Genomic DNA, 16,401 nt, shown 5'->3' on the forward strand with positions numbered 1-16,401 from the left:
GCGTGGCGGTGCGATCTGGATCATGTCACCGAGTACAACCATGCCGATCCGGGTTCGGGTGGGCCGACGTGTGCATGCAACCTCAATCCCAAGTGTCGCTTCCACCACGGACTGAAAACCCACACCCGCGGCTGGCTCGACGACCAGATCACCGACGCCCACGGCACCATCTGGACCGAGCTCACCACCCCCGAAGGCATCACCATCCGCCGCCAGGCCGCCAACACCTGGCTGCTCCCCGAACTCGGACTCCTACCCTGCGATCACAGCGACCCGACCACGGACGACCCGGACGGCGATCCCGCCAGCGCGACACGCCGAACAACCGGACACGCCGAGAACGCACCAAAACGCACACGGACCCGCCTCGAGGCCAAACACCGATACCGGATGCAGCAACGGGCGATCAACCGCCGCCACCGCGAAACCGAAGAAGTCGAACACGCCCGAGCTGCCCGTGCCGCCGGGGGAGACGGCCGTCCACCGTTCTGACCGGAGGCCAGGACTTCTGTCTGCGGGCCCTCCCGGAGTGATCGACGACAAGAATGTCAGACCCCTCTGCAATGGTGACGTCAATCGATCCGAAGGGGTCGAGAGCACCCATACCGTCAGGAGGTCTGATCATGTTCGTCGATCCACGGGTCGTCCACCGCAGCCGCGATCTCCTCGACCGTGCCGAGGACCTGTTCGAGGACGCCGCGGCGGTGGAGGACGACGGCGCCGAGCGGTTCCGGCTGTTCTATCTGGCGGCGATTCGGGCTGCCGGCGCGATCCTCGAAGTTCACGAGCCGGCCAGGCGCACACGCCGAGGCGCAACCGACGCATGGAGTCGTATCAAGGCGCGCACCCCCGAATACGCGGAACTGGCGGAGTACTTCGGTGGCTTGTCCCGGATGCGCGCTCACGTGGAAGCGGGGCTCGTTCGCTCGGTGGACCCGACCCTGTGCGCCCGCGTGGAGCGTCGGGCCGTCGAATTCCTCGACGCGGCGGATGCGACGCTGTTGGCATACGAGCAGGGCAAGGCAGGTCGCAGCGCGTCCGCGGGTGCCGTCTCGGGTCCGCATGTCGCCTGATCGGCAGATCGCGCGGGCACAATGGTGGTAGTCCGCCGCGCCGACTCGTATCATTGAGGTCAGAAGGCGAGGCATGAGACGACTCGCCCACGAGTCAGTAAGGGAGGGGCGGTGCCGCTTTCAGAGCACGAGCAGCGCATGCTCGATGAGATAGAGAGCGCTCTCTACGCCGAGGACCCCAAGTTCGCATCCAGCGTGACGCGGCATCGTGTCACCCTGCCGAATGCGCGTCGTCGGCTGATCGTTGCGCTCGGGTTCGTCATCGGCCTCGCCCTCTTGGTCGGCGGGTTGATGGTTCAGGTGGAAGTCGGCGGACTCAGGGTCTTCAGTCTCGCCGGCTTCGTCGTCATGTTCGGCGTCGCGGTGTTCGCACTGCTCGGCGGTCACGGCAAGTCCTCTCCGGAGGAGGGGTCCTCGGCGAAGGGAAAGGCCGCTAAGGGCGGCGCCGCCGCCGGACGCAGTTCACTGAGTCAGCGTATGGAAGACCGTTTCAATCGCCGATTCGAACAGGGGGACCGCTGACGGTCTCGGTGGCCTGATCGTCCACACTCCCTGACAGACTCGAGCCTCTAAAACAGGATCTCGCAGAAGCGGGGTCGCATCACTTCCGACAGGAAGGGTGCGGCCCCGCTTCCGTCGTTCCGGGCCCCTCCCGGCTCCCACGATCCCCACTTCACCCCACCCGGACTCCCCACTTCGCCCCACGCCATCATCAAAAGTGAACCCACCAGCATCTTTACTGTCGTTGTGCATCATCAGTTTCAGTTGACATGGCCGCCGTGGCGCGCCGAAACCTGAGAATCTCATCGATGTAATGCCTTTTGACCTGGGCATATAACCAGCAGTGGGTCATAGGTGGGGGTTTGGGGGTGGATTGTGGTGGAAAGTGGGGTACTGTGGGCATCACTGGATGAGAGGGATACCGGAAACCTTGAAATCCAGGAGGGCGAGGAGGTGTCGACGTGGCTCGTTTCGTCGGCACGTACACCCCCAAGCTCGACGACAAGGGGCGGCTCACGTTGCCCGCGAAGTTCCGCGATGCGCTTGCAGGAGGGGTCATGGTCACTCGCAGCCAGGACCGAAGCCTGTCGGTGTATCGGGCCGAGGAGTTCGATGCGATCGCCGACAAGGCGGTCACCGCATCGCGCAACGACCCGGAGGCACGAGCCTTCCTGCGGTACTTCTTCGCGGGAGCCGACGAGCAGCGACCGGACGGTCAGGGACGCGTCAACCTCTCGGCCGAGCATCGCGAGTACGCGGGGCTCACCAAGGAGTGCGTGGTCATCGGGTCCTACGACCACCTGGAGATCTGGGACGCGCAGAAGTGGCGCGATTACCAGGCGGCGCACGAGGAGGCGTTCTCCAACGCCGGCTCGTCCGCCCTCGACGCGATCCTCTGACGGATGGCGCCGCACGAACTGAACATCGGCCACGACGGCGACCGCGGTGCGTCGAGGCCCCGGTCCGATCGACCCTGACGTACTTCCCCAACGCCAGGTGCGCTCGGATCGGGACCCCGCCACACCGCACGAGCCGAACAGAGCCGACAGCGCCGGCAGGCACGCGGACGACAGGGACGACAGGGCGACAGGGACGACAGGGAGGACTCGGGGGTGAATCAGCAGCAGGGCGACCACGGGCACGTTCCAGTCATGGCGGACCGGATGTACGCACTGCTGGAGCCCGCACTCACTCGAGTCGGTCCGGACGGCGAGGCCGCGATCCTCGTCGACGGAACCCTCGGGGCGGGCGGCCACACGGAGTACTTTCTCGACCGACTGCCCGCACTGACCGTCCACGGCATCGATCGCGATGCGTCGGCCATCGCCATCGCCGAGGAGCGACTGTCCCGCTTCGGCGACCGAGTCCGGTTCCATCATCATCGCTATGACGAGATCCGCGAGGTCGTCGCGGACGCGGGGCGGACCACCGTCGACGGCGTGCTCCTCGACCTCGGCGTCTCGTCCATGCAGCTCGATCGGGCCGATCGAGGTTTCGCGTACGCGGTCGACGCACCGTTGGACATGCGGATGAACCCGGAGCAGGGAATCACCGCGGCCGATGTGCTCAACACCTACGATCACGGTTCGCTGGCGCGCGTGCTCAGCGAATACGGCGAAGAGCGATTCGCGGGTCGGATCGCGTCCGCCGTCATCCGCGAACGCGCGAAGGCGCCGTTCACCACCAGCGGGCGTCTCGTGGAACTGCTCTACGCGACGATCCCCGCCGCCACCCGCCGCAGCGGCGGACACCCGGCCAAGCGCACGTTTCAGGCGCTCCGCATCGAGGTGAACCACGAACTCGATTCGCTGAGGGCAGCGGTGCCCGCGGCGTTGGAGGTCCTCGACGTGGGCGGTCGCCTGGCTGTCATGAGCTACCAGTCGCTCGAAGACCGGATAGTGAAGCGCGACTTCGCGCGGGCGGTCGCGAACACGACACCCGCGGGGCTGCCGATGGATCTTCCGGGCACCGCTCCGGAGTTCTCGTTGATCACGCGGGGCGCAGAACAGGCCGACGAGGCCGAACGCGTCGCCAATCCGCGGTCGGCGCCGGTCAGGATCCGCGCGGTGGAGCGCATCGGCCGACGACAGGAACACGCAGACGTACGGGCCGGCGGGGGTCGGTCCGACGGGGGAAGGGGAACGCAGTGACGCTGGTGGACACGCGTGAGGCAGCCGGTCGGAGCCGGTCGGCGCAGGGGAGTGGACGTCGAGTCGCCCGCAGTGTGCCCGCGGACCGCGCGAGCCGCTCGAAGGCCGCGCAGCGGGCCCTCGACCGTCGGTCTCGTCGTGAGCTCGGCGGCACCCGTCTGCGGATGAGCGGTCGGCGGATCGCGGGCGTGCCCGTGGTCGTGCCGATCCTCGCGTTGGTCCTCGGCGCATTGGCGTTGACGCTGTTCCTGACGACCCGATCAGCCCAGGACTCGTATGCGATCGACTCGGTGCGCGAACAGAATCAGGACCTGCAGGCCACCGTCGCCGACCTCAAGGGGAAGGCCGACCTCGGCGACTCCGCTCCCGCTCTCGCCGACGCGGCGGCTCGGCTCGGCATGGTTCCCGCCGACTCGCCGGCGCAACTGATCGTCGGGGCCGACGGAAAGGCGAGGCTTCGCGGCGACCTCTCGCCGGCATCGGGATCCCCGCTGCCCGCTCTCAACCCGGCGCCGGATCCCGTGGAGAAGATCGACAAGTCGAAGGTCGACGATTCACTCGGACTCGGCGGTGACGAGGGCGGTCGCAGTCAGACCACCCCGAGCGCGCCGTCCACGCCGGACGAGTCCGACGCGGTGGACGATCGTGATCCGGCCGGTCCGTCGACGAATGTGCTTCCGACTCAGGATCGGCCGGAGACACGATCCGCCACGCCGCGTCCGAATCCCGCACCCGCGCGCTGACGCGGTGGAGAATCGGTGATCATGACCCGAACCCGTCCACCGCGCAGCACCGCGCCACGCACAGGCGACCGTTCGGGCCGCAGGCCTCCCCCCGGAGAACCACCCGTCGACTCCGGGGGACCCGGTGGCTCCGGACCCCATGCTCGGTTCATCGGTCGTCAGCGGGTCCTCGGCGCGCTGATCTTGATCTGCGCGCTGGCGATCTCGGGCCGCATGATCTACGTCCACATCATCGACTCGGATGAGATCTCGGCGCAGGCGGCGCAACAGCGGTCGGTGACCCAGCTGCTCACCGCGCTTCGCGGCAGCATCGTCGACCGGAACGGCCGGCTCCTGGCGTACACGGAGGAGGCGCGCGCCCTCACGTTCCAACCCAAGATCGTCCGCAAGCAGATCGCCGACGCCCATGAGAAGGATCCGACCGTCCCCGGCGTCGACGCGCGTCTCAAGGAGATCGCGTCTGGCGTCTCGTCGGCGCTGGGCGGCAGCGTCCCCGCCGAAGACATCCTGGCGAAGCTGTACTCCAAGAAGGACTTCGAATACCTCGCGCGTCTCGTCGCACCCGAGGTCGCGAAGCGGATCCAGGACGAGTTCCCGGAGGTCGGCGCGGAAACGCAGAGCAAACGCGAGTACCCCGGTGGATCGCTCGCAGCCAACATCATCGGCGACGTCAACGTCGACGGCAACGGTCTGATCGGCCTCGAGTCATCACTCGACTCGGTACTCGCGGGCACCGATGGGACCCAGACGTTCGACCGCGGCCGTGACGGGGCCGTGATCCCCGGCAGCAAGCGGAACGTCCATCCGGCGGTCGACGGTGACGACATCACCCTGACGATCGACTCCGATCTGCAGTGGTTCGTCCAGAGCCAGGTCAACATGGCCAAGCAGAAGTCGGGTGCCCACAACGTGTCGGCGGTCGTCCAGGACGTCAAGACCGGTCGGGTGCTGGCGATGGCGAACGACAGCACCTTCGATCCGTCCCGACCGATCGACGACCAGGACGGCGTCGAACTCGGCAACCTCGCGGTCACCTCGCCGTTCGAGCCGGGATCGGTGAACAAGATCGTCACCGCCGCAGCCGCCGTCGAATACGGTTTGGCGGCGCCCCAGGACATCTTCCAGGTGCCCGGATCGATCCGGATGTCGGGCATCACGGTCAACGACGCGTGGGTCCACGGCACCGCGCCGTATACGACGACCGGAATCTTCGGGAAGTCGTCGAACGTCGGCACGCTGATGTTGGCGCAGAAGGTCGGCGAGCGTCGGTTCGCCGACATGCTCGCGCGATTCGGGCTCGGCGAACGCACCGGCGTGGGGCTGCCCGGTGAGAGCCCCGGTGCCGTGCCCGCGTTGAGCCAGTGGTCCGGCGGATCGTTCGCCAACCTGCCGATCGGGCAGGGACTCTCCACCACGCTCCTGCAGATGACCTCCATGTATCAGGCGATCGCGAACGACGGAGTTCGGATCCAGCCGCGGATCATCGACCCCGACAGCGCCGACGACGCCGGTGTCACCGAACCGGAGTCGGTGCGGGTCGTGAGTCCCGAGACCGCCCGCACGGTGCGCGACATGTTTCGCGCCGTGATGCAGGAGGATCCGACCGGAGCCCAGTCCGGCACCGGGTTCAGCGGCTCGATTCCCGGCTATCAGACGGCCGGTAAGACCGGTACCGCCCAGCAGGTCGACCCGAAGTGCAACTGCTATTCGCGCAACAGCTACAACATCACGTTCGCGGGCATCGCTCCGGCGGAGGACCCGCGGTTCGTGGTCGGCGTGATGATGGACAACCCGGTCCGCAGCTCCGACGGCAGTGGCGGACAGTCGGCGGCGCCGCTGTTCAAGGCGATCGGATCGTGGCTGCTGCGTGACGAGAAGGTGCCGTTCTCGGCGCACCCCGCGCCGCGACTGCGGCTGGTGGCCTGATCTGCGGGCACGCCGCGGTAGATTCAGAGAGGCTCGCGCAAGGGATGCGCGGAGCGCAGGCGACCCGGAGGGCTGAAGCAAGTGGTGGAGCGCGGTGCCGGAGGCCCGGCGAGCGACGTGGTCCGACCGGCTTCGGTGAAGCCCGTGGCACTGGAGGTGCTCGCCGACCGGTACGACCTGGTCGTCGACGCCCCCGGTGGATCGGCGGCGGTCATCGGTGCGACCTTGCGAGCCCAGGAGGCCGCGGACGGCGACCTCTTCGCGGGGCTCGCGGGGAGCCGCGTGCACGGAGCGAGTTTCGCCGCGCAGGCCGTCGCCGCCGGTGCCGCGGCCGTCCTCACCGATCCGGCGGGATTGGCGCTCATCCGGGCCGATGAGTCGTGCCGCTCCGTCCCGGTGCTCGTCCACGACGATCCGCGGTCGGTGCTCGGCCGGATCGCAGCGCAGATCTACGGCCACCCGTCCCGGAAGATGACGCTCATCGGCATCACCGGGACCTCGGGGAAGACGACGACCGCCTACCTCACCGAGGCGGCGCTCCGTGCGGCCGGCCGCGTCGTCGGGCTGGTCGGAACGGTCGAGATCCGTGTGGACGGGACGGCGATCCGGAGTTCACTGACCACCCCGGAAGCTCCCGACCTGCAACGACTCTTTGCCGTCATGGTCGAACGCGGTGTCGACACGGTGGTGATGGAGGTGTCCAGCCACGCGCTGTCCCTGGGCCGAGTCGACGGGTCGCAGTTCGCGATCGGCGGGTTCACCAATCTGTCGCAGGACCACCTCGACTACCACCGGACGATGGCGGAGTACTTCGCCGCCAAGGCGCGGTTGTTCAGCGCCGGGGAGTCGACTCGCGCTGCGCGGGCGGTGATCTGCATCGACGACGCCTGGGGTGAGGAGATGGCCGAGGTGGCGCGCGGCGGCGGCGGGTCCGTGCACACCGTGGCGACCCGCGGCGACGCCGACTGGTCGGTCATCGAATCGATCGGCGGTACCGCCGGATCGCAGACCGTGCGCATCGCCGGTCCCGCCGTGACCGCGGAGATGACGGTTCCGCTTCCCGGGACCTACAACGTCGCCAACGCTCTGCTGGCCGTCTCGCTGTGTGCGGAGGCCGGCGTGGACCCCGCGGTCGCCATCGAGGGGCTGGGTGCCGTGGCGGTGCCCGGCCGGCTCGAGAAGGTCGATCGAGGTCAACGGTTTCTGGCGGTGGTCGACTACGCGCACAAGCCCGCTGCGGTCGAGGCGGTGCTCGAGACCCTGCGGTCGCGGTTGAGCGGCCGCATCGCCGTGGTGCTCGGTGCCGGTGGTGATCGTGACACAGAGAAGCGTCCCCTGATGGGGGCCGCCGCTGTGCGCGGGGCCGACCTGGTGATCGTGACCGACGACAATCCGCGCAGCGAGGATCCCGATGCGATCCGGGCCGCCGTGCTCGCGGGGGCCCGCGCGGTCGACGCCGCGTCGCGGCGAGCCGTGGACATCCGCGACATCGGCGATCGGCGCGCCGCGATCTCCGCGGCCGTCGACTGGGCCGGAGCCGACGATGTGGTGCTGATCGCGGGTAAGGGCCATGAGACCGGCCAGGAGGTGCGGGGAGTGAAGCACCCGTTCGACGATCGCGAAATCCTGGCCGAGGCGATCGCCGCCCGGAGGTCGGATGTGCGCGAACCGGTGCGGATCCTTCCGGTCGACCCGGCGGCGGGAGTCGCGGCGGCACGGCGACGCGTCCGCGACCTGGTGGCGCTCGCCGCCGATCTCGGCGCGGGCAGTGCCCACCGCGGTGACGGTTCGCGACGCACCTGGGCCATCCTCACCGAGTTCACCGGTCCCGACGGGGTCGACGAGAACCTCCGATGCATCGAGCACGACGGATTGGGGCGGCAGCTCGTCCGACTCGCCGTCGACAAGGTCATCGCCGTCGGCGATCAGACGAGGACGGTGCGGGCCCTGCATCAGGGAGCGGTGATGGAGGGTTCGTGGGGTGACGAGGCGGTCCTGACGGGATCGGCGGCCGCCGCGGTGGATCGTGCGCGTGCGGTGCCGACCGACGGTCCCGGCCCCGGGGACCTCGTGCTGCTGTCGAGCGGCGAGGTGGGCGACGCCTTCCTCGCGTACTGGCGTGACGAGGCGGGTCTCCCCGTGGAAACGGTGTTCCCGCCGGGATCGGACGCAGACTGAGCGGGTACCCTGCCGACCGGAGCACGCCGGCGGCGGCTAGATTAATCAGTTCACACGGACACCGATCGAGTAAGGACATGCAGTGACCCAGATCATGATCGCGGGTGCGATCTCTCTCGCGGTGTCGATCCTGCTGACTCCCGTGCTGATCAACGTCTTCTCCCGCCAGGGGTTCGGCCAGGAGATCCGCGTGGAGGGTCCCCAGAGCCATCAGTCCAAGCGCGGAACGCCGTCGATGGGCGGCGTCGCGATCCTGATCGCCCTCTGGCTGGGATACCTCGGCGCCCACCTGTTCGGTCTGATCCGCGATGGCAGCGGACCGTCGGCGTCGGGTCTGCTCGTGCTCGGCCTGGCGACCGCCCTGGGCGCCGTCGGCTTCCTCGACGACTTCATCAAGATCTACAAGGCGCGGAACCTCGGCCTGAACAAGACGGCCAAGTTCACCGGTCAGATGGTCGCAGCGCTGATCTTCGGCGTCCTGCTGCTGCAGTTCCGCAACGACTCGGGCCTGGCTCCGGCCAGCGAGTATCTGTCGTACACCCGCGACATCAACGTGATCTCGCTGACCGCTGTCGGTTTCGTCCTCTTCTGCTGGCTCATCGTCGCCGCGTGGTCGAACGCGGTGAACTTCACCGACGGGCTCGACGGTCTCGCCGCCGGGTCGGCGGCGATGGTGATGGGTGCCTACGTTCTGATCACGTTCTGGCAGTTCCGGAACGCCTGCTCGACGGTCGGCGTCGACACGGAGAACGCGGGCGCGTGCTACGACGTCCGCGACCCCCTCGATCTGTCGATGGTGGCCGTGGCCGCGGGTGGCGCGTGCCTCGGCTTCCTGTGGTGGAATGCCGCGCCGGCGAAGATCTTCATGGGCGACACCGGTTCGCTCACCCTGGGCGGTCTCGTCGCCGGCCTGTCGATCACGACCCGCACCGAGCTGCTCATGGTCGTCATCGGTGCACTGTTCGTCGCCGAGATGGTGTCGGTGGTCCTGCAGATCCTGTTCTTCCGCACCACCGGCAGACGCGTCTTCCGCATGGCGCCGTTCCATCACCACTTCGAGTTGGGCGGATGGGCTGAAACCACGGTCATCATCCGGTTCTGGCTGCTCACCGCCATCTCGTGCGCGCTGGGACTGACGCTGTTCTACGGCGAGTTCATCTCCCATGCGGGCTGATCGATGACGTTCGATCTCACCGATGCCCGAGTCCTCGTGGCGGGAGGGCGGGCGACCGGTGTCGCCGTGGTCGACCTGCTGCGGGATCTCGGTGCGCGCCCGGAGGTGATGGATAAGGTCTTCGAGGATCCGGCCGCCGGAGCGGGGTTCACCGACAGGGGGATCGAGATCCACACGCCGGCGGAGTTCGACGCCGGAGTGCCCGACGACCTCGACCTCATCGTCGTGTCGCCGGGATTTCGTCCCGACACCCCGCTGCTGACGGCGGCGGCCGCCGCGGGCATCCGGGTGTGGGGCGATGTGGAGTTGGCGTGGCATGCCGACCGGGCGGGTGCGTTCGGTCCGCCGCGGACGTGGCTCGTCATCACCGGGACCAACGGGAAGACGACGACGACGGGCATGGTCGAGTCGATCGTCGATGCCGCCGGGATCAGTGTGGCGGCGTGCGGGAACATCGGTTTGACCGTGGCCGACGCCCTGCGGTCCGACCGGCGCGCCGACGTCCTGTGCGTCGAGATGTCCTCGTTCCAGCTGCATTGGGCGCCGTCGGTGCGTCCGGCGGCGGGGGTCGTGCTGAACGTGGCTGCCGATCACCTGGACTGGCATGGATCGTTCGAGGCGTACGCGCAGGCCAAGGCCCGTGCTCTTCTCGGCGCGGTGGCGGTGGTCGGGGTCGACGACGTCGGTGCCGCGGGACTCGCCGCGGGGGACGGGGCGCGGCGCGTGGGCTTCACGCTCTCCGCGCCGGTGCCCGGCCAGGTGGGTGTCGCCGACGGGGTGCTGGTCGATCGGGCGTTTGCGGAGTCGGCGGCGATCATCGCCGCAGACGAGATCCGTCCCGCCGGACCGTCGGGAGTCGCCGATGCGTTGGCCGCTGCGGCCGTGACGCGTTCGATCGGCATTCCGGTCGACGCCGTCGCCGAGGGATTGCGGGGTTACGCGCCGGCGGCGCATCGAGGTGATCGGGTCGCCGAGATCGAGGGCGTCGCTTTCGTCGACGACTCGAAGGCGACGAATCCGCACGCCGCGCGGGCCGCGATCCTCGCGCACGACCGCGTGGTCCTCATCGCGGGCGGTCTGCTCAAGGGCGCCTCGGTGGACGAGTTGGTGACCGCGACCGCATCGCGACTGGCGGGGGTGGTGGCGATCGGCGCCGATCGGGCCGTCATCGTCGATGCGTTCGCGCGACACGCCCCCCAGATCCCAACAGTCACAGTATTCACAGGGGACGATGGGACTGTGATGACTCAGGGGACAGCGGAAGGGGCGCGGCCGGTCGATCAGGCGACACCGACCGACAGTTCGACGACGAGCGACGCCGTGATGAGTTCGGCCGTGGCGGCCGCCTGGCGGCTGGCCGAATCGGATCGGCAGCCGGTGGACGCCGTGCTGCTGGCGCCCGCAGCCGCCTCGCTGGACATGTTCTCGAGTTACGGACAGCGCGGCGACTCCTTCGCGGCGGCCGCGGCCGCACTGGCGGCGACCCCGTCGACCCGATAGGACCCGCGACGATGAGTGACTCCGAGGGCTCCGAGGACGCCGAGGGCACAGCCGACGAGACCGCGACCCAGCCCGACTCCACCCAGCCCGACTCCACCCGGGCCGACGCCACCCAGACCGACGCTGTCGCGGACGACACCGGGCCGCAGGGAGCGACCGGTGACGGGGATGCGCGCTCCGAACGGCGCCGTTCCCGGCGACGCACCCCGACGTCGGAGCGTGTCGCCGACCGTCCGCGACTGACCGATGTGCGACCCCCGAAGGCGGCCGACGTCAAAGCCGGGGCATCGTTCCTCGTCGGCGGCGTCCGCACCCTCCTGGGGCGCCCGCTGACCTCGTTTCACCTCGTCGTCTCGATCACCGTGATCCTGGTGGCGATCGGCCTGATGATGGTCCTGTCGGCATCCTCGGTGGAGGGGTACGCCAAGGACGGCTCGGCGTACGGCATGTTCACCACCCAGGCGATGTTCGTCGGACTGGGGCTGATCCTCTTCTACCTCGCGATGCGGGTGCCGGTCCGCACCGTCCGCATGGCGTCGATGCCGGTGCTGGTCGTCTCGTTCGTCCTGCTCGTGCTGGTGATGATCCCCGGCGTGGGTGTCGGAGGCGGTGGCGCACAGCGCTGGATCTCCTTCGGGGGACTCACGCTGCAGCCCTCGGAGCTGGCCAAACTCGCGCTCTGCCTGTGGGGTGCGGCGGTCCTCTCGACCCGTGATCCGCGCAGATCGTCGATCGTCGAGATGCTCGTACCCCTGGTCCCCGTCTCCGTGGTGGTGGCGTTCCTGGTCATCATCGAACCCAATCAGTCGACCACGATGATCCTCGGCATGATCGTGGCGACCCTCCTGTGGTTCACCGGACTGTCGGGGAGGGTGTTCGCCGCGTTCATCGCGCTGTTCGTGCTGCTCGGCGTGGTGTTGGCGTTCGGCTGGCAGTACCGTGCGGCCCGCGTGCTGAGCTTCTTCGGTCGGACCGACGATCCGCTCGGCGCCGACTACCAGACGAACCAGGCGATGTTCGCACTGGCGGACGGGGGATTCCTCGGCAAGGGACTGGGTCAGGGCACCGCCAAGTGGAACTACCTGCCCAACGCGCACAACGACTTCATCTTCGCGGTCATCGGTGAGGAGCTCGGGCTGGTCGGCGGGCTGACCATCCTCGGCCTGTACCTCCTCCTCGGGTACGTCGGCATGCGGATCGCCCGGCGATCGGCCGATCCGTTCCTCCGGTTGCTGTCGGGCACCATCACCGTGCTGTTCCTGCTGCAGGCCTTCATCAACATCGGATACGTCGTCGGACTGCTCCCGGTCACCGGCATCCAGCTGCCGATCCTCTCGTACGGCGGCACCTCGGCGCTGACGATGCTGACCATGTTGGGTCTGTTGGCGAACGCGGCCCGACACGAGCCCGCGGCCGTGGCCGCACTCGACGGACCCGCACCGCGGGGGCTCACCCGTCTCCTGCGGCTGCCGAAGCCGGAGAAGTTCCGCGATCGTCGCAGCGGCCCGTCCCGTCGTCCAGCCCCCGTGCGTCGTCCGGCCCCGGTGCGACGTCCGGCACCGGAGTCGGCCGCAGACCGGCGCCGGGCGAGGACCGGAGACCGACGACTGCGACGGTCCGCATCCGACGAGATCCACTATCCTGCTAGGCGGACTCGCCTGGCGGCCGGTCGGTCGGGGAGCGTTCCCGGGCCGCATCCCGGTCGGAATCGCGCAGGACTCCGAGACGACAGGCTCCCCCGAGACGACAGACGGCGGGGGACGGCAAGCAGATGGGAAGACAGACGCCGGTGAGTACGAGTGGAAGCGGTTTGTCCGTGGTCGTCGCCGGGGGCGGCACGGCCGGGCACATCGAGCCGGCGCTGGCCGTCGCCGATGCGGTCCGGGAACTCGCCCCCGAGGCCCGGGTCACCGCGTTGGGGACCGAGCGCGGTCTGGAGACCACCCTGGTTCCGGACCGCGGATACGAATTGCGGCTCATCCCGCCGGTCCCGCTTCCGCGGCGTCCCGGGCTCGAACTGGCGAAGACGCCGTGGCGCGTCCTGCGGTCGGTCGCGGCGACGCGGCGGGTCCTCGCCGACGTCGGCGCCGACGTCGTGATCGGATTCGGGGGATACGTGGCGCTGCCCGCGTACCTGGCGGCACGGTGCCGCCTGCGCCGCAGTCGCCGTCTTCCGGTGGTGCTCCATGAGGCCAACGCCAGCGCGGGGATCGCGAACAAGGTGGGCGCCCGTCTGGCAGACGTGGTGCTCGCGGCCGTCGACGACTGCGGACTCGACGGCGCACGGGTCGTCGGCATCCCGGTCCGCAGCAGCATCACCGACCTCGACCGCGCCGACCTCAAGGGCGCGGCGCGGGAGTACTTCGGTCTCGACCCCGATGCGCCGACACTGCTGGTCTTCGGCGGCTCGCAGGGCGCGGCGCGGCTCAACGAAGCGGTGGCCCCCGCGGCGACGGCGCTCGGCGCGGCCGGCATCGGCGTCCTGCACGCCTACGGCCCCAAGAACTCCATCGAACCCGTGTCGCCACCGGACGCCCCGCCGTACGTCGGCGTCAGCTACCTCAACCGGATGGACCTGGCCTACGCCGCCGCAGATCTGGTGATGTGCCGGTCCGGGGCGATGACCGTCGCGGAGATCTCGGCCGTGGGACTGCCCGCGGTGTATGTCCCGCTGCCGCACGGGAACGGTGAACAGCGGCTCAACGCCCTGCCGGCCGAACGCGCCGGCGCCGCGATCATCGTCGACGACGACGTGGTGACGGACGAATGGGTGGCGCGCGAGATCCCCGAACTGCTCGCCGACGACACCCGACTGCGGACCATGACCCGCGCCGGAGAGACGCTCGGGCACCGCGACGCGGCGACCGAGGTCGCGACCGCGGCGATCGAGGTCGCGACCGCGACCGGTGCGGGCGGCCGTCGATGACGGGCGCTGTGGACGCCGCGGCGCTGCCGGATCGGCTGGCACGCGTCCACCTGGTCGGCATCGGCGGCGCGGGCATGTCGGGTCTGGCCCGCATCCTGCTGTCCCGCGGCGGTGAGGTGTCCGGGTCGGACGCGAAGGACTCGCGCGGTGTCCTGGCGCTGCGGACGCGGGGCGCCAAGATCCGGATCGGCCACGCCCCGGAGTCGCTCGACCAGCTCGACGGCGGCCCGACCGTCGTCGTCACCACGCGGGCTGCCGTACCCGACGACAACCCCGAACTGGTGGAGGCGCGGCGACGCGGCATCCCGGTTCTGTACCGGCCGGAGCTGCTCGCCGACCTGATGGTCGGATATCGGACGCTGCTGGTCTCCGGAACCCACGGAAAGACGTCGACGACCTCGATGTCGGTGGTCGCGCTGCAGCACTGCGGTGTCGATCCCTCCTTCGCGGTCGGCGGCGAGCTGAACGAGTCGGGTACCAATGCGCACCACGGGAGCGGTGCGGTGTTCGTCGCCGAGGCCGATGAGAGCGACGGCTCGCTGCTGCAATACACGCCGGACGTCGTCGTGGTGACCAACATCGAGGTCGATCACCTCGACTTCTTCGGCAGCGAGGCGGCGTATGTCGAGGTCTTCGATCAGTTCGCCGCGCTCATCCGCCCCGGTGGGACCCTGGTGGTGTGTCTCGACGATCCCGGGTCCGCCGCACTCGGCGGACGGGTCGGTGCGAGCTGTGCGGACAGGTCGGTGACAGTCCTCGGGTACGGCGCGGGCACCCACCGCGATCTCGCGCCGGACGTGCCGCTGGTCGCCGAACTCGTGGAGGTCGTGCCGCGGGGGCCGGGAGGCGTCGCGACCGTGACGCTCCGCGCACCGCTGGTGGCGGAGGAGCGGACGCGCCGGCTGGCGGTGACGCTGCCGGGCAGGCACATGGCGCTCAACGCGCTCGGCGCACTGATCGGATGCGCCCGCACCGGATGCGACGTCGACACCGTCGCCGAGGGCATCGAAGGATTCGGCGGTGTGCATCGACGATTCGAGCTGCGCGGCCGCGCGGCCGGGGTCGAGGTCTACGACGACTACGCGCATCATCCGACCGAGGTACGAGCGGTTCTCACCGCGGCTCGCGAGGTCGTCGAGGCGCGTCGGGGCCGAGTGATCGCCGTCTTTCAGCCGCATCTGTACTCGCGGACCGCGGAGTTCGCCGCGGAGTTCGCCGCTGCTCTCAGCCTGGCGGACGAGGTGATCGTCGCCGATGTCTACGGGGCTCGTGAACAGCCGCAACCCGGTGTCACCGGCAGGCTGGTCGCCGATGCGGTGACGGTTCCGGCGGCCTTCGTCGCCGACATCTCGCAGATCGCCGACGCCGTGGCACGAGTGGCCGTTCGCGGTGACCTGGTGCTCACCATCGGGGCCGGCGACATCACCATGCAGGCGCCGTCGATCGTCGAGGCGGTGGCGGCCGGAGCTCCGGGCGAGTCGCCGTGAGTCGGGTCCGAGTCGCTGCCCTCGTCGCCGTCCTGATCGCGGTCGTCGGCGGACTGTCGGCGGTCGCCTACTATTCGCCGTTGATGTCGGTGCGGTCGGTGGACGTCGCCGGAGCGGTGGCCGTCACGCGCGACGATGTGCTCGGGGCCGCTCGGGTGCCGTCGGGGCGGCCGCTGCTGCAGGTCGACACCGCGGAGATCGCCGACCGTGTCGCGGAACTGCCGGCCGTGGAGTCCGTGGACGTCTCACGCTCGTATCCGTCGACGATCGCGATCGAGGTGACCGAGCGGACGCCGGTGGTGACGGTGGAGCGCGACGAGGGGCGCATCGGCGTGATGGATCGGCTCGGCGTGGTGTATGCGACGTTCGACACCGAGAAGTCGCTGCCGAAGGAGTTCCGACGGCTGCCGCGGCTCGAGACCGGCAACCCGTCGCCGCGTGACGCTCCGACTGCGGCGGCACTGTCGGTGGTGCGGGAGCTGCCGGACTGGTTGGCCGCGAATGTGCGGGCCGTCCGAGTCGATTCTCCCGCCGATGTGACACTCGTACTCCGCAGCGGCCGTACGGCGGTGTGGGGCGGCGCGGAACGGTCTGAGGAGAAGGCCGAGGCGCTGCGCCACCTGTTGACGATCAAGGGCAGGGAGTACAACGTCTCCAGTCCCGAGTTCGCATCGGTGAAGTGACCGCCCGCCGTGATCGCTGTCCTGCCGTAATGGCTGGGGCGGGGTGTGATCGGCGATGCG

The 16,401-nt window shown here is 69.3% G+C and carries 13 protein-coding genes and 1 pseudogene; all 14 read left to right on the forward strand.

The features are described from left to right. Positions 1–492: pseudogene (locus G528_RS18635) on the forward strand (HNH endonuclease); the annotation flags it as partial. A gap of 131 nt (positions 493–623) precedes the next feature. Next, a complete protein-coding gene (locus G528_RS0110465) occupies positions 624–1,073 on the forward strand; it encodes an SAV_6107 family HEPN domain-containing protein (protein ID WP_035719714.1) in 450 nt (149 codons plus the stop codon). 111 nt (positions 1,074–1,184) lie between these two features. Then, a complete protein-coding gene (locus G528_RS0110470; RefSeq protein WP_026918921.1) occupies positions 1,185–1,595 on the forward strand; it encodes a DUF3040 domain-containing protein in 411 nt (136 codons plus the stop codon). A 440-nt stretch (positions 1,596–2,035) separates the two neighbouring features. Next, on the forward strand, positions 2,036–2,473 hold the full coding sequence (gene mraZ / locus G528_RS0110475) for a division/cell wall cluster transcriptional repressor MraZ (RefSeq protein ID WP_026918922.1): 438 nt from the start codon (positions 2,036–2,038) through the stop codon (positions 2,471–2,473). A 252-nt stretch (positions 2,474–2,725) separates the two neighbouring features. After that, entirely contained in the window at positions 2,726–3,724 is a 999-nt protein-coding gene (rsmH, locus tag G528_RS17185) for a 16S rRNA (cytosine(1402)-N(4))-methyltransferase RsmH (protein ID WP_051198669.1), read from the forward strand. Further along, positions 3,721–4,467, forward strand: a complete 747-nt coding sequence (gene ftsL, locus G528_RS17190) for a cell division protein FtsL (protein ID WP_035719715.1) — start codon at positions 3,721–3,723, stop codon at positions 4,465–4,467. Before rsmH ends, ftsL begins: the two co-directional genes overlap by 4 nt. 21 nt (positions 4,468–4,488) lie before the next feature. Beyond that, positions 4,489–6,393 (forward strand): peptidoglycan D,D-transpeptidase FtsI family protein, encoded by a 1,905-nt coding sequence (locus tag G528_RS0110490; protein ID WP_084638158.1) that lies wholly within the window; start codon positions 4,489–4,491, stop codon positions 6,391–6,393. An 81-nt stretch (positions 6,394–6,474) separates the two neighbouring features. Continuing rightward, a complete protein-coding gene (locus G528_RS0110495; RefSeq protein ID WP_026918924.1) occupies positions 6,475–8,571 on the forward strand; it encodes a UDP-N-acetylmuramoyl-L-alanyl-D-glutamate--2,6-diaminopimelate ligase in 2,097 nt (698 codons plus the stop codon). Positions 8,572–8,653: 82 nt separating this feature from the next. After that, positions 8,654–9,745: a phospho-N-acetylmuramoyl-pentapeptide-transferase gene (gene mraY / locus G528_RS0110500; RefSeq protein WP_026918925.1), complete on the forward strand. Its 1,092-nt coding sequence runs from the start codon at positions 8,654–8,656 to the stop codon at positions 9,743–9,745. Positions 9,746–9,748: 3 nt separating this feature from the next. After that, the gene (gene murD, locus G528_RS0110505; RefSeq protein ID WP_026918926.1) at positions 9,749–11,245 is read left to right on the forward strand and encodes a UDP-N-acetylmuramoyl-L-alanine--D-glutamate ligase; all 1,497 of its coding nucleotides are present in this window, start codon (positions 9,749–9,751) and stop codon (positions 11,243–11,245) included. Positions 11,246–11,256: 11 nt separating this feature from the next. Further along, positions 11,257–13,038 (forward strand): putative lipid II flippase FtsW, encoded by a 1,782-nt coding sequence (gene ftsW / locus G528_RS17195; protein WP_084638154.1) that lies wholly within the window; start codon positions 11,257–11,259, stop codon positions 13,036–13,038. Further along, complete coding sequence (murG, locus tag G528_RS0110515; RefSeq protein ID WP_026918927.1) at positions 13,017–14,171, forward strand: undecaprenyldiphospho-muramoylpentapeptide beta-N-acetylglucosaminyltransferase; 1,155 nt, start codon at positions 13,017–13,019, stop codon at positions 14,169–14,171. Before ftsW ends, murG begins: the two co-directional genes overlap by 22 nt. Then, the gene (murC, locus tag G528_RS0110520) at positions 14,168–15,658 is read left to right on the forward strand and encodes a UDP-N-acetylmuramate--L-alanine ligase (protein WP_026918928.1); all 1,491 of its coding nucleotides are present in this window, start codon (positions 14,168–14,170) and stop codon (positions 15,656–15,658) included. The genes murG and murC overlap by 4 nt, the downstream gene beginning before the upstream one ends. After that, entirely contained in the window at positions 15,655–16,341 is a 687-nt protein-coding gene (locus tag G528_RS0110525; RefSeq protein ID WP_026918929.1) for a cell division protein FtsQ/DivIB, read from the forward strand. The genes murC and G528_RS0110525 overlap by 4 nt, the downstream gene beginning before the upstream one ends. Positions 16,342–16,401 lie beyond the last annotated feature (60 nt).

Source organism: Gordonia shandongensis DSM 45094, assembly GCF_000423025.1.
Classification (GTDB): domain Bacteria; phylum Actinomycetota; class Actinomycetes; order Mycobacteriales; family Mycobacteriaceae; genus Gordonia; species Gordonia shandongensis.

What these genes read in the sequence shown, in the direction of transcription:
- murC (WP_026918928.1), top strand. Translation starts at nt 14,168, where the DNA reads ATGACGGGCGCTGTGGACGCCGCGGCGCTGCCGGATCGGCTGGCACGC.
- murG (WP_026918927.1), top strand. Translation starts at nt 13,017, where the DNA reads ATGGGAAGACAGACGCCGGTGAGTACGAGTGGAAGCGGTTTGTCCGTG.
- ftsW (WP_084638154.1), top strand. Translation starts at nt 11,257, where the DNA reads ATGAGTGACTCCGAGGGCTCCGAGGACGCCGAGGGCACAGCCGACGAG.
- G528_RS0110465 (WP_035719714.1), top strand. Translation starts at nt 624, where the DNA reads ATGTTCGTCGATCCACGGGTCGTCCACCGCAGCCGCGATCTCCTCGAC.
- rsmH (WP_051198669.1), top strand. Translation starts at nt 2,726, where the DNA reads ATGGCGGACCGGATGTACGCACTGCTGGAGCCCGCACTCACTCGAGTC.
- G528_RS0110490 (WP_084638158.1), top strand. Translation starts at nt 4,489, where the DNA reads ATGACCCGAACCCGTCCACCGCGCAGCACCGCGCCACGCACAGGCGAC.
- murD (WP_026918926.1), top strand. Translation starts at nt 9,749, where the DNA reads ATGACGTTCGATCTCACCGATGCCCGAGTCCTCGTGGCGGGAGGGCGG.